General features: G+C 68.5%; 19 protein-coding genes and 1 pseudogene. 6 read left to right on the top strand and 14 right to left on the bottom strand.

The features are described from left to right. The 3 genes and pseudogenes from AX669_RS13540 to AX669_RS02710 all read right to left on the bottom strand — a co-directional run. Positions 1-237, bottom strand: a pseudogene (locus AX669_RS13540) (sugar ABC transporter permease); the annotation flags it as partial. After that, positions 237-1,856 (bottom strand): ABC transporter permease subunit, encoded by a 1,620-nt coding sequence (locus tag AX669_RS02715; protein WP_231729378.1) that lies wholly within the window; start codon positions 1,854-1,856, stop codon positions 237-239. The pseudogene AX669_RS13540 and the gene AX669_RS02715, both read right to left, overlap by 1 nt. Positions 1,857-1,992: 136 nt before the next feature. Continuing rightward, a complete protein-coding gene (locus AX669_RS02710; RefSeq protein ID WP_062256412.1) occupies positions 1,993-3,330 on the bottom strand; it encodes a maltose ABC transporter substrate-binding protein in 1,338 nt (445 codons plus the stop codon). A gap of 327 nt (positions 3,331-3,657) precedes the next feature. Between AX669_RS02710 and AX669_RS02705 the strand changes: the two genes are divergently transcribed. The 4 genes from AX669_RS02705 (at position 3,658) to AX669_RS02690 (ending at position 7,702) form a co-directional block, all read left to right on the top strand. After that, complete coding sequence (locus tag AX669_RS02705) at positions 3,658-4,728, top strand: ABC transporter ATP-binding protein (RefSeq protein ID WP_062256410.1); 1,071 nt, start codon at positions 3,658-3,660, stop codon at positions 4,726-4,728. A 120-nt stretch (positions 4,729-4,848) separates the two neighbouring features. Beyond that, complete coding sequence (locus tag AX669_RS02700; protein WP_231729377.1) at positions 4,849-6,126, top strand: DUF4032 domain-containing protein; 1,278 nt, start codon at positions 4,849-4,851, stop codon at positions 6,124-6,126. 50 nt (positions 6,127-6,176) lie between these two features. Beyond that, complete coding sequence (locus tag AX669_RS14085; protein WP_062256407.1) at positions 6,177-6,959, top strand: RDD family protein; 783 nt, start codon at positions 6,177-6,179, stop codon at positions 6,957-6,959. A gap of 41 nt (positions 6,960-7,000) precedes the next feature. Continuing rightward, positions 7,001-7,702, top strand: coding sequence for an RDD family protein (locus tag AX669_RS02690; protein WP_062256405.1), 702 nt, complete (start codon positions 7,001-7,003; stop codon positions 7,700-7,702). A 98-nt stretch (positions 7,703-7,800) separates the two neighbouring features. Here the strand turns inward: AX669_RS02690 and AX669_RS02685 are convergent, their stop codons facing one another. The 9 genes from AX669_RS02685 to AX669_RS02645 all read right to left on the bottom strand — a co-directional run bounded on the left by AX669_RS02685 (position 7,801) and on the right by AX669_RS02645 (position 15,976). Beyond that, a complete protein-coding gene (locus tag AX669_RS02685; RefSeq protein ID WP_160126244.1) occupies positions 7,801-8,325 on the bottom strand; it encodes a DUF4282 domain-containing protein in 525 nt (174 codons plus the stop codon). A gap of 85 nt (positions 8,326-8,410) precedes the next feature. Further along, positions 8,411-9,385, bottom strand: coding sequence for a 23S rRNA (guanosine(2251)-2'-O)-methyltransferase RlmB (rlmB, locus tag AX669_RS02680; protein WP_062256400.1), 975 nt, complete (start codon positions 9,383-9,385; stop codon positions 8,411-8,413). Further along, complete coding sequence (cysS, locus tag AX669_RS02675; protein WP_038569313.1) at positions 9,385-10,836, bottom strand: cysteine--tRNA ligase; 1,452 nt, start codon at positions 10,834-10,836, stop codon at positions 9,385-9,387. The genes rlmB and cysS overlap by 1 nt, the downstream gene beginning before the upstream one ends. Positions 10,837-10,925: 89 nt before the next feature. Next, positions 10,926-12,290, bottom strand: a complete 1,365-nt coding sequence (locus tag AX669_RS02670) for an Ig-like domain-containing protein (RefSeq protein ID WP_062256398.1) — start codon at positions 12,288-12,290, stop codon at positions 10,926-10,928. A gap of 10 nt (positions 12,291-12,300) precedes the next feature. Further along, the gene (locus AX669_RS02665) at positions 12,301-12,960 is read right to left on the bottom strand and encodes an MBL fold metallo-hydrolase (protein WP_062256396.1); all 660 of its coding nucleotides are present in this window, start codon (positions 12,958-12,960) and stop codon (positions 12,301-12,303) included. Beyond that, a complete protein-coding gene (locus tag AX669_RS02660; protein WP_062256394.1) occupies positions 12,957-14,042 on the bottom strand; it encodes an S-(hydroxymethyl)mycothiol dehydrogenase in 1,086 nt (361 codons plus the stop codon). Before AX669_RS02660 ends, AX669_RS02665 begins: the two co-directional genes overlap by 4 nt. A 199-nt stretch (positions 14,043-14,241) precedes the next feature. Then, on the bottom strand, positions 14,242-14,772 hold the full coding sequence (ispF, locus tag AX669_RS02655; RefSeq protein ID WP_062256392.1) for a 2-C-methyl-D-erythritol 2,4-cyclodiphosphate synthase: 531 nt from the start codon (positions 14,770-14,772) through the stop codon (positions 14,242-14,244). Continuing rightward, entirely contained in the window at positions 14,769-15,497 is a 729-nt protein-coding gene (ispD, locus tag AX669_RS02650; protein WP_062256390.1) for a 2-C-methyl-D-erythritol 4-phosphate cytidylyltransferase, read from the bottom strand. Before ispD ends, ispF begins: the two co-directional genes overlap by 4 nt. Then, on the bottom strand, positions 15,494-15,976 hold the full coding sequence (locus AX669_RS02645) for a CarD family transcriptional regulator (protein ID WP_006946459.1): 483 nt from the start codon (positions 15,974-15,976) through the stop codon (positions 15,494-15,496). Before AX669_RS02645 ends, ispD begins: the two co-directional genes overlap by 4 nt. A gap of 231 nt (positions 15,977-16,207) precedes the next feature. On the opposite strand from AX669_RS02645, the gene AX669_RS02640 reads away from it, so the two are divergent. Next, positions 16,208-16,819: a hypothetical protein gene (locus tag AX669_RS02640; protein WP_006946420.1), complete on the top strand. Its 612-nt coding sequence runs from the start codon at positions 16,208-16,210 to the stop codon at positions 16,817-16,819. Positions 16,820-16,916: 97 nt separating this feature from the next. On the opposite strand, the gene AX669_RS02635 is transcribed toward AX669_RS02640, so the two are convergent. Together AX669_RS02635 and AX669_RS02630 are read right to left on the bottom strand one after the other, a co-directional pair. After that, positions 16,917-17,597, bottom strand: a complete 681-nt coding sequence (locus tag AX669_RS02635) for a response regulator transcription factor (protein ID WP_062256388.1) — start codon at positions 17,595-17,597, stop codon at positions 16,917-16,919. After that, positions 17,594-18,883 carry a cell wall metabolism sensor histidine kinase WalK gene (locus AX669_RS02630; RefSeq protein WP_231729376.1) on the bottom strand — a complete coding sequence of 430 codons (1,290 nt, stop codon included), beginning with the start codon at positions 18,881-18,883 and terminating at the stop codon, positions 17,594-17,596. The genes AX669_RS02635 and AX669_RS02630 overlap by 4 nt, the downstream gene beginning before the upstream one ends. Before the next feature lie 191 nt (positions 18,884-19,074). On the opposite strand from AX669_RS02630, the gene phoU reads away from it, so the two are divergent. Next, the gene (gene phoU, locus AX669_RS02625) at positions 19,075-19,746 is read left to right on the top strand and encodes a phosphate signaling complex protein PhoU (protein ID WP_062256383.1); all 672 of its coding nucleotides are present in this window, start codon (positions 19,075-19,077) and stop codon (positions 19,744-19,746) included. Positions 19,747-19,790: the final 44 nt, after the last annotated feature.

Raw genomic sequence — 19,790 nt, 5'->3', positions numbered from 1 at the left:
CGTCGGCAGCAGCGTCGAAGAACTCAGCGTCCCCGCCTTGTTGAGTGCCGCCGAGAGCAGGAACAGGATCGGGAACAGCGCGAAGGCGAGCGCGCACAGCGCGAGCAGGTGGCGCCACCACACGCCGCCACCGAGGCGCGGCGCACGAGCATGCGTGCCGCCGGGGGCAGCTTCGGGCACGCCGGTCACGGCTCCCGGTTCGGGCAGGCCGGCCGCAGGGGTGTTCATGGCAGACATCAGTTGACCTCCTCGAGGGCCTTGCTGCGCAGGAAGCCGGGGAAGCTCAGGAGCGCGACGATGATGAAGATGACGACGGCGACCGCGGATGCGAGACCGAAGTTCGGGTTCGTCCCGTCGATCGCGAGACGGTACGCGTAGGTGATGAGCAGGTCGGTCGAGCCGATCTGGGCGCTGTCGCCGACGAACGGCCCGCCCTTGGTCAGCAGGTAGATGAGGCCGAAGTTGTTGAAGTTGAACGCGAACGACGCGATGAGCAGGGGGCCCACCGCGACGAGCAGCAGCGGCATCGTGATGGAGCGCAGCGTCCGGATCGGGCCGGCGCCGTCGATGCGTGCGGCCTCCATGACGTCACCCGGGATCGACTGCAGCGCGCCTGTGCACACGACGAACATGTAGGGGAAGCCGAGCCACAGGTTGGTCAGCAGGATGGCGGCGCGCGCGGCCCACGGGTCGCCGAACCAGTCGATGTCGAGGCCGGTCAGGTTGTTGATGAGGCCGTAGTCCTGGTTGAACATCGACGCCCACACGAGCGCGGAGACGAACACGGGCACGGCGTACGGCAGGATGAGCAGGCTGCGGTAGATGGCGCGGCCCTTGATGCGCGGGTCGTTGAGCAGCAGCGCGAGCAGCATGCCGAGCACGAAGGTCGACAGCACCGACAGGATGGCGAACGCCATGTTCCACGCGAAGATGCCGAAGAACCCCTTGCGAATCGTGTCGTTCGTCACGAGGTCGGTGTAGTTCTTGAACCCGACGCCCTGCTTCCACCCGACCGGCAGCGGGCTCGCGGAGCCGGACTGCGGCACCCAGCGTGCATCCTTCTCGACGTATACCGTGCCCGTGGCGGAGTCGGTGAGGGTGTTCTTCGCCTTGTCCCACTTCAGCGTCGGCGCGCCCTCGAAGGCCTGCGAGACACCACTGGCCTTGATGCCGTGGCCGTCACTCGTCGGCACCGCGAAGTTGGCGAGGTCCTTGCGCTTGTTCGCCTCGCCGAGCTTGAGGACGCGATAGCCCTCGGCCGACTTGAGGTGGCCGATGCCCATCTCCGTCTTGCCCGTGAGCGGCTGCAACCCCTTGGCGTCACCGACGAAGTGCTTGCCCTTCTCGTCGGTCAGCAGGAAGTGCAACGGCGCGGACGTCACGTCCTGGCCGTCCTTGACGGCGATCGACAGCCCGTACGTCGGCGACCCCGCGACCTGCTGGACGGAGTAGGCGATGTCCTGCTTCGTCGCCTCCTCCTTGGAGACGAGGTGGCCCTGGCCGTAGTTCGTGAACGACGTCGCGGCCGTGTACACGATGGGCCACACCTGCAGCCCGAGCAGCAGGATCAGGCCCGGGAACAGATACTTCGCGGGCACGTTGCGGCGCGTGCCGTACACGACGAGCACGGCCATCGCGACGAACGCGACACCGACGACGGCGAGGCCGTACCCCTTGTCGGCCAGCTGCGTCGCGAGATAGATGCAGAGGATGACGGCGGCCGCGACGAGCGCCCACTTGAGGATCGGCGCCCACACGGGGCTCTTGGCTGGCGGCAGACCCGACGTCTGCTCGGGGGCGGCGAGGGTCGCCATGTCCTTCTCCATCGCTCGGGGAACTCGTTCACCGGTGCTCACCGCACCAGCCTGGGGCGTGAGGCGCCTCGCGGGCGCCGTCAGGCCTGTCGTGATGGGCGTCGTCGTCGACGCTCGACGCGCCGTGAGCCGGCGACCGACGTGGTCACCGGCTCACGGATGCGACGTGGGTGGATCGTCAGCTGCCGGCCTTGATGGCGGCCTCGATCTCCTTCTGCGCCGCGTTGAAGCGGGCGTCGGGGGCTGCCTTGCCGGAGATGACGTCGGCCATCGCCTGACCCATCGGGCCCCAGACGGCATTCATCGCGGGGATGTTCGGCATGAGCTTCGCGCCCTTGCCGGCCTCGGCCCACTTCGCGACGTCGGGGTTGGACTTGACGACCTCGTCGTACGCCGCCGTCAGTGCCGGCGGACGCTTGCCGACCTCGAACAGCGCCTTCTGCGCGGCCGCGGTGGTGAGGAAGGACGTGGTGAACGTCTGAGCGACGGTCGCATTCTTCGCCTTCGAGCTGACGTAGAACATCTGCACGCCGAGGAACGGCGTCATCTTTCCGCCACCGGTGACGGTGGGCAGCGAGGAGACCTCGTACTTGATGCCGGCCTTGTCGAACGTCGGCAGCGACCACGGGCCGGTGATGATGTACGGCGCCTTCTTGTCGGCGAACAGGGCGTCACCGTTGGTCTTGTCGACGTTCGTCGACAGCACCTTCTTCTTGCCGAGCTCGGCGAGCAGGTTGGCGCCCTTGAGGCTCTCGGGCGAGTTGACGAGCAGCTTGCTCGCGTCGTAGTCGCCGTTGGCCTTCGTGCCGAAGATGCCGCCGCCGAAACCGGTGAGGAACGGGATGCCGTGGTAGGCGTCGCCCTGCTTGCCCATCTCGAGGGAGAGGACGTTCGTCGCCTTCTTCTCGTCGACGACCTTCTGACCGGTGGAGACGAGCTCGTCGATCGTCTTCGGCGCGTCCTTGACCATGTCGGTGTTGCGCACGAGCGCCATGTTCTCCACGGCGTAGGGCACGCCGTAGGACTGGTTGTTGTACTTCGTCGCGGCGATGGCCTCCTTGTTGAAGCCGGAAGCGACGTTGGCGGGGATCTGCACGGGCGCGACGGAGCCGTTGGAGACGAGCTCACCCATCCAGTCGTGAGCGCCGACGATGACGTCGGGGGCCTGGCCCGCCTTGAAGGCCGTGCCGTAGTTGCCGCGCACGTCCGTCGAGACCTGGACGGAGACCTTGACGTCGTTCTCGTCCGCGAACTGCTTCGCGAGCTTGGAGACGACGGGGGCCGCGGTGCCGTCAGCCCAGATGACGAGGTCGGCGTTGGCGTCACGCTTCGGGTCCTTGGCGTTGACGTCACTGCCGGCGGCAGCACTGCCCGACGCCTTCGCGTCACCGGACTTCGACGAAGCCGCAGAGGTGTCGCTCTTCGACGAGTCGGACGAGGACGAGCCGCCGCCGCACGCGGAGACGGAGAGGGCGAGGACGCCCGCGAATGCGACAGCCACACTGCGCTTGGTCATGAGTACTCCGATTGTTCAGGGCCGCACCTCGAGTGTGGCCTGCTTCACAGCATGCAGCGTGCACTCAGGGTCTGCAAAATTTTTCACGGTCACGATTTGATCAAGGAGCGTTGACCAGGCGGTAGGGAGGGCCGAGCGAGCATGCAGATCGACCCACCTGCCCTTCGAGACGGGACGCTCAGATGAGCACTGCTGAAACAAATGTGCAGAAGGGCTGGTCAAGAGCCGCTCCCATCAGGCATGCTGTGTGCGGCGTCACATCCGTGCGCCGCCCGTTCACAACGGATCGTCCGGCACGTTCCTGCCGGTGAGCGCTAAGGAAACCTCATGGCAACCGTCACGTACGACAACGTCACCCTCATCTACCCCGGGGCCGATCGTCCCAGCGTCAGCGACCTCAACATCGAGATCGCCGACGGCGAGTTCCTCGTCCTCGTCGGCCCGTCGGGCTGCGGCAAGTCGACCTCGCTGCGCATGCTCGCCGGCCTGGAAGAGGTGACGAGCGGCCGCATCCTCATCGACGGACGCGACGTCACGGCGCTGTCGCCGAAGGATCGCGACGTCGCGATGGTGTTCCAGAACTACGCGCTCTACCCGCACATGAGCGTCGCCGACAACATGGGCTTCGCGCTCAAGATCGCCGGCGTCGACAAGGGCGAGATCCGCAAGCGCGTCGAGGAGGCCGCGCAGATCCTCGACCTCACGCAGTACCTCGAGCGCAAGCCGAAGGACCTGTCGGGTGGCCAGCGTCAGCGCGTCGCGATGGGCCGCGCCATCGTGCGTCAGCCGCAGGTGTTCCTCATGGACGAGCCGCTGTCCAACCTCGACGCCAAGCTGCGAGTGCAGACCCGTACGCAGATCGCCGACCTGCAGCGTCGCCTCGGCGTGACGACCGTCTACGTCACCCACGACCAGGTCGAAGCCATGACGATGGGTGACCGCGTCGCCGTCCTCAAGGACGGTCTGCTGCAGCAGTGCGACACGCCGCGCAACATGTACGACCACCCGAAGAACGTCTTCGTCGCGGGCTTCATCGGCAGCCCCGCGATGAACCTGTTCGAGGTGCCGGTCAAGGACAACAAGGTACTGCTCGGCACCGCGTCGATCCCGCTGCCCGAGGACGCCCGCCCCGGTTCGAACCGTGTGACGCTCGGCATCCGCCCGGAGGACCTCGCGCCGTCCGACGCTGGTCTCGAGGTCGACGTCGTCATGGTCGAGGAGCTCGGCGCCGACGCCTACGTCTACGGCAAGACGAACGTCGATGGGGAGGACCAGCAGGTCATGGCCCGCGTCGACGGCCGCCGCCCCCCGATGAAGGGCGACACGCTGTACTTCGCGCCGAAGACGGATCACATCCACCTCTTCGACGTCGAGACCGGCGAGCGCATCAACGACTGAACGCGCACCCGCGAGGGGCTGACATGACGATCGAGCGGACGATGGCGAGCGGCCACCGTCCGCTCGACGCATCGACGGGTGGCCGATGCACCGTTTCGGGTGAGACACACCGTCACGCGGATGCGCTCAGCCGCCCCCGCACGGTGGGAGGATGACGAGGTGGCACTCGACATCAAGGCAGCACGCCCCTACCCCGCGCTGTTCGCACTGCCGTGGAGCGTGCCCCTCGAGCAGTGGCCAGAGGACCAACTTGCGGCACTGCCGCGCGGCATCTCGCGTCACATCGTCCGCTTCGCGAAGGTCGACGGCCGCATCCTCGCCGTCAAGGAGATCAAGGCCGACATCGCGCTGCGCGAGTACGCGATGCTCAAGCAGCTGCGGCGCCTGCACCTGCCGTGCGTCGAGGCGATCGCCGTCGTCACCGGACGCACCGACGTGCACGGCGAACCGCTCGACGCGTGCCTGCTGACGCGGCACCTGCAGTTCTCGCTGCCGTACCGCGCGATGATCAGCCAGTCGCTGCGCCCGGACGCGGCGACCCGCCTCATCGACGCCCTCGCGGTCCTGCTCGTCAAGGTGCACCTCGTCGGTTTCTGGTGGGGTGATGTGTCACTGTCGAACGCCCTGTTCCGTCGTGACGCGGGCGAGTTCGCCGCCTACCTCGTCGACGCCGAGACCGGTGAGCTACGCGAGAAGCTGTCGAAGGGCCAGCGCGAGCACGACCTCGACATCGCGCGGGTCAACATCGCCGGGGAGCTGATGGATCTGCAGGCCGGCGGCATGGTGCCCGACGACATGGACCCCATCGAGGTGAGCAACACGATCGTCGAGCGCTATCACGAGCTGTGGGAGGCACTCACGCAGGCCGAGCGTTTCGATGCCTCGGACGCGTGGCGCGTCGAACAGCGCATCCGCTCGCTGAACGACCTCGGCTTCGACGTCGGCGAGCTCGACATCACGACCGACATCGACGGCACGACGATGTCGATCAAGCCCCAGATCGTCGAGGCCGGCTACCACACGCGCCGCCTGCGTCACCTCACCGGTCTCGAGGTCGGCGAGAACCAGGCGCGACGACTGCTCAACGACCTCGTCAGCTTCACGGCGAGCAAGAATCGCCAGAACGACGACGAACGCGCCGTCGCGCACGACTGGCTCGCGACGATCTACGAACCGATCACCCGCACGGCACCGCCGCAGTTGCGTCAGAAGCTCGAACCGGCCGAGATGTTCCACGAGGTGCTCGAGCACCGCTGGTACATGTCGGAGCGTCTGCAGCGTCACGTGACGATCGAGGAAGCCGTCGCCGACTACGTCGAGAACATCCTGCCGACGAAACCGGACGAGCAGAACGTCATCGCCCCCGACGCAACGCCCCTGCAGATGACCGCGCGCTGAGCGCGGCGCCCCGGTAACCTCGTGTGCGAAGGAACACAGGAGGGATCACCATGAGCAACAACACGAATGGATACGGCAGCCAGCCGTACGGTCAGAATCCGCACGACCCCGCCGCGCAGCCGGGCCAGTACGGCGGCGCGCCGCAGGGCCAGCCTGCTTATGGACAGCCGAGCCATGACCAGCAGGGTTACGGCCAGCCTCAGTACGTCCAGCCTGCCCAGCAGTACGGTGACGCGCAGTACGGCGCGCAGGGCCAGCAGTACGGCGGCGGCTACGGCCAGCCGGACGCCTACGGCGCACCGGGCTACGCCCAGCAGTACGGTCAGGGCGCGCCGAACATGCCGATCCTCGCGAGCTGGGGTTCGCGTGTCGGTGCGGCGTTGCTGGACTGGCTCATCACGATCCTGCCGACCATCATCTGCGTCGGCATCGCGCTCGGCACCGGAGATTTCCTCAAGGACGGCTGGGACGCGCCGGGCGCCGACCCCACCGATCCCTTCACGGACCGGGCCTGGGCGTTCATGGGCGCGGGCACGCTGCTCGGTCTGCTGTTCCGTCTCTGGAACGAGGGATACCTGCAGGGCAAGCGAGGCCAGAGCATCGGCAAGAAGGTGCTCAAGATCGGCGTCATCAACGAGCGGACCGGCCAGTACCTGGGTGTCGGCCGTGGTCTCGGCCGCCTCGCCGTCGACATCCTGATCTCGCTGCCGTCGCAGCTGATCCCGCTGCTGTTCTTCATCCCCCTGCTCAACTACCTGTGGCCGCTGTGGGACGACAAGAACCAGACGTGGCACGACAAGGCCGTCCACTCGCTCGTCGTCCGCACGGCCTGAGCGGCCCACCCGCCATCGGCGCCTGACGAGAAGGAACGGACATGAGCAACGGATACGACCCCTACGTTCCGCCGCCCGAGCACGGTGGCGCCCAGGGGTACGGCAGCGGCGCGCAGTCGCAGCCGGGCCCCCAGTATCAGCAGTACCAGGGCCAGCCGTACCAACCGCAGGGCTACCAGGGTGCGCCGCAGCCCGGCCAGCCGTACCAGAACCAGCCCTATCAGGGGCAGCAGTACGGTGCGCCCGCTCGACGGCTGGGGTCCGCGCCCTACGGTTCGTGGGGGTCGCGCGTGGGCGCCTACCTCATCGACAGCCTGCTGTCGGCCGTCCCGATGATCGTCATCTCCGGTCTCGGATTGTGGCTGGCGTTCAAGGACAGCTACTCGGTGGAAGACATCAACGGCAACTCGACGCTGCACAACGTCTCCGGCGGCGGTGTCGCGTTGGCGCTGCTCGGTCCGCTCGTCGCGTTGCTGTTCAACCTCTGGAACCGCGCCATCCGTCAGGGCAGGACGGGCCAGAGCCTCGGCAAGAAGATGCTGCACCTCAAGGTCGTCGACGAGCGCACGGGTCAGCCGACGGGCGCCGGTGTCGGCTTCGGGCGTTACCTGCTCGAAGCCGTCGCCGGCGGTATCAGCGGCGGACTCCTGCTCATCGTCGACCTGCTGTGGCCGCTGTGGGATGACACCAAGCAGACGCTGCACGACAAGATCGTCCACACGATCGTGGTGCGCGGCGACTGACGCCCGCCCCACCGCGGGCGAGCCTCGAGCTCGCCTGACGTGAAACGGCCCGGTTCCCCTCTCCGAGGGAACCGGGCCGTTTCACGTCAGGGCACGCGTCAGCGCAGACGCTGGTGGATGTCCTCGCTCATGCGAACGATCGCGACGTAGAACTCGAGCGTCATCCGGATGAAGACGAGGTACAGCAAGATGAGGACGGGGCCGATGATGAGAGCGAGCAAACCCGACGCCGCGTTGTCCGCGAAGCCGCCGATGACCATGAAGACCCACAACAGCCCCAGGGCGCCGACGGAGATGGCGTAGGCGAACTTGACGATCTTCGGCGTGATGAACGTCGAGAACGAGAAATCGAACAGCGCCTTGAAGAACCCGGCGCCCGACAGGGACTGATCAGCGGGCACCTGCTGCCCGTACGCCTGGGCGCCGGCCGTGGGGTTGGCCTGCGTCTGGTTGTCGTAGGACGTGTGGGCGCCGTACTGGTTCGACTGGCTCTGGTGCGGCTGACCGTACTGCCCGTACTGCCCCTGGTCACCGGTCTGGTCGTACTGGTTCGGCTGACCGTAGTGGCCGGGGTTCTGGCCGTCGCCGGGCTGGTATCCGTCGTAGGAGTCGTGGTTCGACATGGTGAAGGTCTCCCTCTCGTTCATTATGGTGCCTGGACGTACCACGATACGGGGCTGGGAGCCTCCCGCATCCGACCCCGGGGGCTCAGCGCGTCGAGCCCAGCCCGCGGTTGACGGCCACCTGATACAGCGTCACGGACGTCGCGATGCCGGCGTTGAGCGACTCGACCGCGGAGCTCATCGGCACCGAGACGAGCTGGTCGCACGTCTCGCTGACGAGACGCGACAGGCCCTTGCCCTCGGAGCCGACGACGACGACGAGCGGCCGGTCGGCGAGCTCGAGGCCGGGCAGGTCGACGTCACCGTCCATGTCGAGGCCGATGACAAAGAAGCCCGCCTTCTTGAACTCCTTGAGCGCGGCCGTCAGGTTGCTCGCCTGCGCGACGGGGATGCGTGCCGCGGCGCCCGCCGACGTCTTCCACGCCGACGCGGTCATGCCCGCGCTGCGACGCTGCGGGATGACGACGCCGTGGCCGCCGAACGCCGCCGTCGAACGCACGATGGCGCCGAGGTTGCGGGGATCGGTGATGCCGTCGAGCGCGACGACGAGCGGCGTGCCGGGCAGTTCGGGGTCGATGAGGTCGCTCGGGTGCGCGTACTCGTACGGCGGCACCTGCAGCGCGAGGCCCTGGTGCACCGCGCCGTCCGTGAGCCGATCAAGTTCACCGCGCGGCGTCTCGAGCATCGCGACGCCCTGCTCCTGCGCGATCTTGAGCGTCTCGCGCACGCGGTCGTCGGAGTCGATGCGGCTCGCAACGTACAGCGTCGCGGCAGGCACGCCGACACGCAACGCCTCGAGCACCGAGTTGCGCCCGGCGATGATCTCGCTCGACGTCCGGTCGCGGCGCGCACCGCTCGAACGTCGCGCGTTGGGCGCGTTCTTGGCGGCGCCGGAGCGCTGCGCCGACTTGTACGCCTTGTGGTTCGGGCGCTCCTCCGCGCGCGGCGTCGGGCCCTTGCCCTCGAGCCCACGTCGGCGCTGACCGCCGCTGCCGGTCGTCGCGCCCTTCTTCGACGCTCCCTTGCGGATCGCACCGCGGCGCGATGAGTTGCCTGGCATCAGTCGTTGTCCTTTCGGCCCGTACGCGCCACGCTCCAGCGGGCGCCGTCGGGGGTGTCTTCGACCACGACGCCGGCGTCGGCCAGCTGGTCGCGGATGATGTCTGCTGTCGCGAAGTCCTTCGCCGCACGTGCGGTCTTGCGTTGCTCGACGAGAGCGTCGACGAGCGCGCCGAGCGCACGCTTCGTCTCGTCACCGCCGGCCGATCCGTTGCCCGACCACTTCGGGTCGAGCGGGTTGACGCCGAGGACGTCGGTCATCGCGGCGACCTGCAGCGCGAGCTCTTCGACGCGCCGCACATCGGCCTCGTCGATGGCGGTGTTGCCCTCGCGGATGGCGTCGAAGCACGCTGCGAGCGCGCCGGAGACGTTGAGGTCGTCGTCCATCGTCGCGACGAACGCCTCGGGCAGTTCGACGTCGGCGAGGTCGGCGCTCGTCAGGACGGCGTCCTCGCCGAGGGCGCGACGCAGGAAGCCCTCGATGCGCTCGACGGCGGCATTCGCTTCCGCCAGCGAATCGGACGTGTACTCGATCGTCGAACGGTAGTGCACCGAGCCGAGGTAGTAGCGCAGCACGAGCGGACGCACCGTCTTCGTCAGCTCCGTGACGGACAGCGTGTTGCCGAGCGATTTGCTCATCTTCTCGCCGCTCAGCGTCACCCAGCCGTTGTGCATCCAGTAGCGCGCGAAACCGAGACCTGCGGCGCGTGACTGCGCCTGCTCGTTCTCGTGGTGCGGGAAGCGCAGGTCGATGCCGCCGCCGTGAATGTCGAACGTGTCACCGAGCCAACGACGCGCCATCGCGGAGCACTCGAGGTGCCAGCCGGGGCGCCCCTCACCCCACGGCGTCGGCCAGTTCGCGGACGCCGGCTCGTCGGCCTTGCGGCCCTTCCACAGCGCGAAGTCGCGGGGGTCGCGCTTCGCACGCGGGTCGGCGTCAGCGGCGTCTTCCATGTCGTCGAGCTTCTGCCGCGTCAGCGCGCCGTACTCGTCGAAGCTCTTGACGTCGAAGTAGACGTCGCCCGAACCGTCGGCTGCCGGGTAGGCATGGCCGCGTTCGATGAGCAGTTCCATGAGTTCGACCATGTCGGTGACGTGCCCTGTCGCGCGCGGCTCGTACGTCGGTCGCTGAACGCCGAGGATGTCGAGCGCGTCGCTCGTCTCACGCTCGTGAAGGTAGCTCCACGCGAACCAGGGCTCCCCCGCCTCCGCGGACTTGCGCAGGATCTTGTCGTCGATGTCGGTGACGTTGCGCACGAGCGTGACGTCGTAGCCGTGACCGCGCGTCAGCCAGTTGCGCAGCACGTCGAACGCGACGGCGAAGCGCAGGTGACCGATGTGCGGCGAACCCTGCGTCGTCAACCCACAGATGTAGATGCCGACCTTGCCGGGCTCAACTGGTTCGAAGTCGCGCAGTTCGCGCGTGGCGGTGTCGAAGATCTGCAGGCTCACGCCGCACAGTCTATCGGCGACGCGCAGCCCTGACGCCCCGCCCGGGCCGCGCCTGCCCACCATCGAGCGGCGCAGCGTCGATCAGTGGCTCAGGAGATCCACTGCTGCCAGGTGAGGTTCCAGTCGCCCTCGCCGTTCGTCACGGAGACGGGGTTGTTCGTGCCCTTGGAGACGAACAGGTTGCCGGGCAGCACCTTGTCGTAGAACCACTTCGCGTCGGCGGCCGACAGGTGGAAGCATCCGTGCGATGTGTCCGCCTTGCCGATGAGGTCGTCCCAGGGTGCGGCGTGCAGGTAGGTGCCCGATTCGGAGACCTGAACGGCGTTGTTGATCTGCTCGTCGTAGTAGTTTGCATCGCCGGGCGTGCAGGAGATGCCGACGCTGCACGACGTCATGCGTACCGTCCGCTCCTTGCCCGTCACGACCATCTTGCCGGTGAGGCTCTCGAAGCCCTTCTTGCCACCACCCGACTTCATGACGCGGGTGACCTTGCCACCCTCGCTGACGGTGACCTCGTGCGTCGCGGGGTCGTACACCGCCTCGAGGTCGGAGGTGACGTCGAAGCCGACGTCACCGAGCGTGCCCGCGCCCCAGGTCTGGCCGATCGGCATGCCCTGGATCGAGCCGGTGACGGTGACGCTGTCGCCGACCGGCCACTTGTTCTTCGGGCGGTAGTCGAGGCGCGTCGGGCTTACCCAACGCCACGCGCCCTCCACGTTCGCCGTGTCCTTCACGGTGAACCGCTTGGCGACCTCGGCGCGCTGCGCCTGCGGCACGGCCTGGCTGAACGTCAGCACGACCGGCTGAGCGTTGCCGACGTTCGAGCGCTTGAACGGCGTGACGGCGTAGAGGCCGGTCGTGCTCTCACCGTTCGCGGCAGCGAGGAGGGTCCGCGAGTTCGACGCGCTCTGCCCGTCCGAGGTCTTGGCCGTGGCCGTCACGGTGTACGAGCCGCTCTTGGTCAACAGGCCGGCCGGCGTCCAGGTGCCCGCGCTCGCGTCGTAGTTGCCCTCGACGCTCTTGCCCGCCGCGTCGGTGACGGTGACGTCCGTGACCTGTGCCGAGCTCGAATCGGCGCCCTTCGCACTCACCGTCACCGGCTGCGACAACCCCAGGGGCGAGCCCTGGGCGACGTTCGAGGCGATGGTGATGGTCGCCGCAGGCGCGGCACTCGACGAACTCGCCGGCGACCCGGGCGGTTCAGCGCCCGAGTGCGTTCCCGCCGCCGAGCCCCCAGCGCCCGACGACACGTTCGCCGCGGGCGCCGAGTGATTCGTGTCCGAGGAGCATCCGGCGCCGACGGCCCCGAGCGTGATGACGCCGACCAGGATCGCCCCGGTGTGCACGAGGCGACGATCGGGGCGGGTGTGGGCGAGGGGCAGGCTCGACGGGCGACGCATCCTCTCAGTCTGCGCCACGTCCGTCGAACCACCGCGCAGGAACACGCGGGTCACCCTCGGATGCTCACTGCTCGGACCCGGCTCCGATCGTGGCGCTCTCGGCCGCGATGCTCGTCGCGTCACCGTGGCCCGTCAGGACGGTGGTGTGGCCCGGCAGCGTGAACAACGACGTGCGGATCGAGGCGAGCAGCGTGTCCTCGTCCGAGTACGACCGACCGGTCGCACCGGGGCCGCCCTGGAACAACGTGTCGCCCGTGAACACGACGTCGAGCGCCTCGAGGTACAGACAACACGCGCCCGGCGCATGCCCCGGGGTGTGGATGACGCGCAGGGTGGCCCCTGCGACCCGCAGCTCGTCCCCGTCGCTCAGCGACTCGTCGGGCGCCCAGTCGTACATCATGTCCCACAGCACGCGGTCGCCCGGGTGCAGGTGGACGGGCGCACCTGTCGCGGCGCGCACGTCGGCGGCGGCCGTGATGTGGTCATTGTGGGCGTGCGTGCACACGATGGCGACGACCTCGCGGCCCGCGACGGCGTCGAGGATGGGCGCCGCCTCGTGAGCCGGGTCGACGATTATCACCTGCTCGTCGTCGCCGATGAGCCAGACGTTGTTGTCGACGTCCCACTTACCGCCGTCGAGCTCGAAGGTGCCGGAGGTGACGACGCGTTCGATGCGCAGATCGCCGTCGGCGACGACGGCTTCCGGGCCCGCGGGGGCGCTCACAGTTCCACCACCGAACGCAGCACCGAACCCTCGTGCAGCTTCTCGAACGCCGACTCGACGGCGTCGATGCTGATGCGCTCGGTGACGAAGGCGTCGAGGTCGAAGCGGCCCTGCTTGTAGAGGGCCACAAGCGCCGGGAAGTCGCGCTCGGGCAGGCAGTCGCCGTACCAGCTCGACTTGAGCGCGCCACCGCGACCGAAGATCTCGATCATCGGCAGTTCGATCTTCAGATCGGGCGTCGGCACGCCGACCATGACGACGCGGCCGGCGAGGTCACGGGCGTAGAACGCCTGCTCGTACGTCTCGGGGCGTGCGACGGCGTCGATGACGACGTCGGCGCCGAACCCGCCGGTGAGTTCGCGGATCTTCTCGACGGCGTCGACGTTCTTCGAGTTGATCGTGTGGGTCGCGCCGAACTTCTTCGCCGTCTCGAGCTTCGCGTCGTCGATGTCGACGGCGATGATGCGCGCCGCACCGGCGATCTCGGCACCGGCGATGGCCGCGCACCCCACCCCACCGCAGCCGATGACGGCGACGGACTCACCGCGTTCGACCTGGCCGGTGTTGGCGGCCGCACCGAACCCGGCCATGACGCCACAGCCGAGCAGGCCGACCGCGGCTGCGTCGGACTCCTCGACCTTCGTGCACTGGCCGGCGGCGACGAGAGTCTTGTCGATGAACGCGCCGATCCCGAGAGCGGGCGTCAGCTCCGTGCCGTCCTCGGCCAGCGTCATCTTCTGCGTCGCGTTGGCCGTGTCGAAGCAGTACCAGGGCTGACCCTTCTTGCACGCACGGCACTCGCCGCACACGGCGCGCCAGTTGAGCACGACGAAGTCGCCGACCTCGACGTTCGTCACGCCCTCGCCGATCTTCTCGACGCGCCCGGCCGCCTCGTGGCCGAGCAGGAACGGGAACTCGTCGTTGATGCCGCCGTCGCGGTACGACAGGTCGGTGTGGCAGACGCCGCACGCCTCGACGTCGACGACCACCTCACCGGGGCCGGGGTCGGGCACGACGATGTCGACGAGTTCGACCGGGGCGTTCTTGCTGCGGGCGATGACGCCCTTGACCGTCTGGGACATATCGAAAGATCTCCTCGTGTGGAAGGTGGCTCGACGGGTCGGTGCACCGCTTCGAGGTGGCCTCGGCGCATGTGCCCGACTTTGGTTCCAATGTAGTGCCCGGCGCTGACAACCCCGTCATCACAAGGGTTTCGACGCCCCGAGGCGGGGAATCAGGAAGCCGCCGTCACGGCGTGACACAGCTCGAACGGGTGACGCCTCAGGCGCGCGGCACGATGAGCGCGGTCGCGATGGCCGCGATTCCCTCGCCTCGGCCCGTCAAGCCGAGCCCGTCGCTCGTCGTGCCGCTGACCGAGACGACCGCGCCGCCGAGCGCATCCGAGAGCGCGGCCTGGGCCTCGTCGCGACGCGATCCGATCTTGGGGCGGTTTCCGACGATCTGCACGGCGACGTTGCCGATCTCGTACCCGGCCTCGCGCACGAGGCGCGCCGTCTCGGCGAGCAGCGTCACGCCGCGGGCGCCGGCGAGTTCGGGGCGGTCGACGCCGAAGTGCTGCCCCAGGTCGCCCAGCCCGGCAGCCGAGAAGAGCGCGTCGCACAGGGCGTGCGAGGCGACGTCGCCGTCCGAGTGACCTTCGATGCCACGCTCCCCCGGCCATGTCAGACCTGCGAGGGACAGCTCCCGCTCGTCGTCGGCGAGCGGGTGGATGTCGACACCGATCCCGGTGCGCGGCAACGACATTGACACCGGCGACTCAGGCTGACCGGACGATGAGACGGGGTGCGTCATGACTGACCTCTCGGGTGGGTGTCGGTGACCTCGCCGGCGACGGCCTCGTCCGCGGCGAGCAGGTGCTCGGCCAGCACCATGTCGAGCGGCGTCGTCACCTTGAGGGCGAGATCGTCACCGGCGACGACGACGACGTCCGCTCCTGCGAGCTCGACGAGCGCGGCGTCGTCGGTGGCGTCGGCGCCGCAGGCGTGGGCCGCGAGCAGCACCGAGCGCCGAAAACCCTGTGGCGTCTGGATCGCGCGCAACGCGGCGCGTGCGGGAGTCGACGCGACGACCGTCTGTGCCTCCCGCGCCTCGACTAGCTTGATCGTGTCGACGACGGCGACGCCCGGCACGACCGCGTCAGCGCCGTCGTCGAGGGCCGCCATCACCCGAGCCACGAGCGACGGCGGCGCGAGGCACCGCGCTGCGTCGTGGACGAGGACGGCGTCGCACGACGCATCGAGCGCGGCGAGGCCCGCCCGCACCGAGTCGCTGCGCTCCGCGCCGCCGCCGACGCGCGTGACGAGGGTGGGGTCGAACTCGGCGAGAGCCTCGTCGAAGTCGCTCTCGTGCGTCGCCGGAGTGACGACGACGACGTGCGACACGCCGCCCGCCGCGAGGATGCGGCGGACGGCGTGCGTCACGAGGGGAGCCCCCCTCAGTGTCACGAGCGCCTTGGGTCGGCCCGCCTTGAGACGGGTGCCGAGCCCGGCGGCGACGACGACGGCTCCGGCGTTCAGGACGCGAGGACCTCGTCGAGCGTGGCTTCGGCCTTGTCCTCGTTCGTGTGCTCGGCGAGCGCCAGCTCGGAGACGAGGATCTGGCGGGCCTTGGCGAGCATGCGCTTCTCGCCGGCGGACAGGCCGCGATCCTGGTCACGGCGCCACAGGTCGCGCACGACCTCGGCGACCTTGATGACGTCACCGGAGGCGAGCTTCTCGAGATTTGCCTTGTACCGGCGCGACCAGTTGGTCGGCTCCTCGGTGTGCTCGGCGCGCAGCACCTCGAACACCTTCTCGAGGCCGGCCTTGTCGACCACGTCACGCACGCCGACGAGGTCGCAGTTCTCTGCAGGGACTTCGATGGTCAGGTCGCCCTGAGCCACGTTGAGCACGAGGTACTGCTTGTCCTCGCCCTTGATCTTGCGCACCTTGATCTCTTCGATCGTGGCGGCTCCATGGTGCGGGTAAACGACGGTCTCGCCGACTTTGAATTCCATGTGGTAATAGCCCCTTTCGCGACCCCAAGAATACCACGCAGCCGCGCCATTCCGGGCGAAACGGCGGCGTCTCCAACCTCGCCACCGGCCCATAGCACACCCCGATGAGGCCCCTTCGCAGGTGCGTGCGGTGCGCGACACGCGGCGAATGGCGAAAAAGTTGTGTGTCGATTCGGTCACCTCTGCACCCGGTGCGCGCATGCGCGCGGCGGTGGCGATACTCTTGGGCACGTGACGCGACGAATCATGAACCCCCAGCGCCGCCGCGCAGGCGTGCTTCTTGCCGCCGTGACGCTCGGCGCCACCCTGACCGGCTGCGGCCAGGTCATCAACCCGTACACGACGGAGCTGCAGTACGACCCCGCTGACGGTGTCTCTGCCACGGTGGGCGACCTCAAGGCCGTCAACCTGCTCATCGTCAACGACGACAAGACGCACAAGGGTGCTCTCGAGGGCCTCGTCTACAACAAGGCGAACGAAGATCGTCAACTGACGCTCTCCGTCGCGGGCACCGACACGCAGGTCACCGTTCCCGCAGGCCAGAGCGTGCGCCTCGACGGCAAGGCGAACGGCAACGGCTCCGCCAAGGTCAGCCCCGTCGAGGTCGCCTCGATCGGCGACTCGAAGCCGGGCGACCAGATCGACATGACGCTCAAGGCCACGCCCGGCGGCTCGACGCAGGTCGCCGTCCCGGTCGTGCTCGACCAGTACCCGTACGGCTCAGCCTCGGTCGAGCACGCCGAGGACGTCGAGCCGAAGGAGGGCCACGACGTCGGCATCAGCGAATCGACCCCCGCCCCCACGGGCGAGGAGGAGAAGGGCACGTCCGTCACGAGCCACTAGTGTTCGCGTCCCACGCCTGACGAAGGCCGGCATCCTGCGCGGGATGCCGGCCTTCGTCGTGCGCCGGGGGTGCGGGTGGTACGCAGGGTCCTCCGCGTCAGGCCTCGAGCTTGTAGCCGAGCCCACGCACCGTCAGGATGTGCTGTGGCGAGCCAGGGTCGGGTTCGATCTTGGCGCGCAGGCGCTTGATGTGGACGTCGAGGGTCTTGGTGTCACCGACGTAGTCGCTGCCCCAGACACGGTCGATGAGCTGCATGCGAGTGAGGACGCGCCCCTCGTTGCGCATGAGCATCTCGAGCAGTTCGAACTCCTTGAGCGGCATCGCGACGCCCTTGCCCCCCACAGTGACGACGTGACGTTCGACGTCCATCGCCACGGGCCCGACGACGAGCTCGTCGCTCTCGCCCGCCTCCACCTCGCCGCGGCGGCGCAGAACGGCCTTGATGCGCGCGAGCAACTCGCGCCCGGAGTACGGCTTCGTCACGTAGTCGTCGGCGCCCATCTCGAGGCCGACGACCTTGTCGATCTCGCTGTCCTTCGCCGTCAGCATGATGATGGGCACGCTCGAGCGGCTGCGCAGCTCGCGGCACACGTCGACGCCCGACATGCCGGGCAGCATGACGTCGAGCAGGACGAGGTCCGCGCCGCCGCGCTCGAAGGCGTCGATGCCCTCGGGGCCGGTGGCTGCGACGACGGCCTCGTAGCCCTCCTTCTTCAGCATGTACGCGAGCGGTTCCCAGTAGGACTCCTCGTCCTCCACGATGAGAATGCGCGTCACTGGACTTCCTTCGTCGGGGCGCCGCTCGTCGCGAGCACCGGGCGGGCTGAGGGGGTGAGGGGCGCGTCGGGGTCGGCGAGGTGGTGCTCGCGCTCGGCGCTCCAGCAGGGGAACTGCATCTCGAACGTCGAACCTACGCCCGGTTCGCTCCAGACGCGGATGCGGCCGCCGTGGTTGGCGCACACGTGCTTGACGATGGCGAGCCCGAGCCCGGTTCCGCCGGTCTGACGGGAGCGTGCGGGGTCGACACGGTAGAAGCGTTCGAAGATGCGCTCGACGTCGGCCGCGGACAATCCGATCCCCTGGTCGGTGACCTGCACGGCCACATCGTCGTCGTCGGTCGTGACGACCACGGAGATCCGCGTGTCCGCTGGTGAGTAGTTGACGGCGTTGCTCACGAGGTTGCGGATGGCCGTCGTCAGCAGGTTCTCGTCGCCGAGGACGACGTGCGATTCTTCGTCGGCGCGCAGCAGGACCTCGATGTTGCGGCTCTCGGCGAGCAGCCGTGTCTCCTCCGTCGCGCGGACGGTGCACTCGCCGAGGTCGACGGGCTTGGCCGCGGCGACGGTGTCGGCGCCCTGCAGGCGCGACAGGTCGACGATCTCCTGCACGAGGTTCGCGAGGCGCACCGTCTCCGTCTTCATGCGGCCGGCGAAGCGCGCGACGGCCTCCGCGTCGTCCGCGGCGTCCTCGACGGCCTCGGCGAGCAACCGCAACCCGCCGACGGGCGTCTTCAGCTCGTGCGAGACGTTGACGACGAAGTCGCGGCGCGTCTCCTCGATACGACGCGCCTGCGTCCTGTCCTCGACGAGCACGACGACGAGGTCGTCGTTGAGGGGGGTGACGCGGACGCCGAGGTCGACGCGGGCGTCGTCGATCGGGCCGCGCGGCAGGTCGAGGTCGCCTTCGACGGTGCGGCGTTCGCGACGTGCGAGGCGCACGACCTGCTTCATCTCCTCGTGCCGCAGGTCGACGTCGCGCACGAGTCCGAGGGCGGAGGCGTCCTCGCTCGAGGCGACGACGCGGTCAGAACGGTCGACGAGGAGCCAACCCGAGCGCAGCAGGCGCAGCAGGCGCGCGGCGTCCTGCGACAGCATGCGCGGCACGAGGTCGGTCGTCGACGCGGCAGGTGTGTCGATCAGGCTCGGCGCGGCCACGGCTGTCGCCGCGCCCCTCGTCTCCCCTTGCGGCGGTCGTTCGGGACGCCGACCGAGCGCGTATCCCCCGCCCAGGGCCAACGGAGCGGCGACGGCTGCACCGGCGGCGAGGGCGAGGAGGTCTGACACAGGGCAAGGGTACGCACACCATGACCGCGGGCGGCGCCCTGAGCGCGGGCGCCTCGCACATGTCGCCGGATGTTCACCTTCGCGCTTGTCTTCGTTCATGAGGTCATGGAAACGTCTGCTGGGAACCACCGCAGGGTGGTCATCCGCCATGCCTGCACGCGCTCCACGGAGCCAGCCTGAGGAGGACGCGAATGCGCGACGCATTCCACGAGGATCTCGACAAGATCTCCGACCAGCTCGTCACGATGACGACGATGGTGGCCACCGCTCTCGAGCGAGCCACCACCGCCCTGCTCGAGGGCGATCGCACCGTCGCCGAGAGCGTCATCGCCGCCGACGACGACATCGACACGCTGCGCCGGGAGATCGACGACCTCGCCGTCGACCTGCTCGCCCGCCAGCAGCCCGTCGCCACCGACCTGCGCATGGTCGTCACGGCGATGCACATGAGCTCCGACATCGAGCGCATGGGCGACCTCGCCCGTCACATCGCGAAGGTCGCCCGCATGGCGGCCCCGAACCTCGCCATCCCCGACGGCATGCGCCCGATCATCGCTGAGATGGCGGCCGTCGGTCAGCGTCTCGTCAAGGCGACCGGTGATGCGATCTCGTCCAAGGACGTCTACGCGGCCGTCGAGATCGGCCGTATCGACGACGCGATGGACGAGCTGCACAAGAAGGTCTTCACGACGTTGCTCGACAACTGGCAGCACGGCATGGAGGCCGGCGTCAACGCGACGCTGCTGTCGCGCTACTACGAGCGCTTCGGTGACCACGCCGTCGCCGTCGCCGACCGCATCATCTACCTCGTGACGGGTCGCTACGGCAACCCGGACGAGGGCCTCTCGCGCGACGCGCGCTGAGGATCAAGCTCTTCGTCGCGGGGCTGGGGTCCGAGCTTGCGAGG

The sequence above is a fragment of the Dermacoccus sp. CCH2-D9 genome, from assembly GCF_001556795.1.
Taxonomy (GTDB): domain Bacteria; phylum Actinomycetota; class Actinomycetes; order Actinomycetales; family Dermatophilaceae; genus Dermacoccus; species Dermacoccus nishinomiyaensis.
The sequence above is the reverse complement of the archived record's forward strand: the minus strand, read 5'-3'. Positions and strand labels throughout refer to the sequence as shown.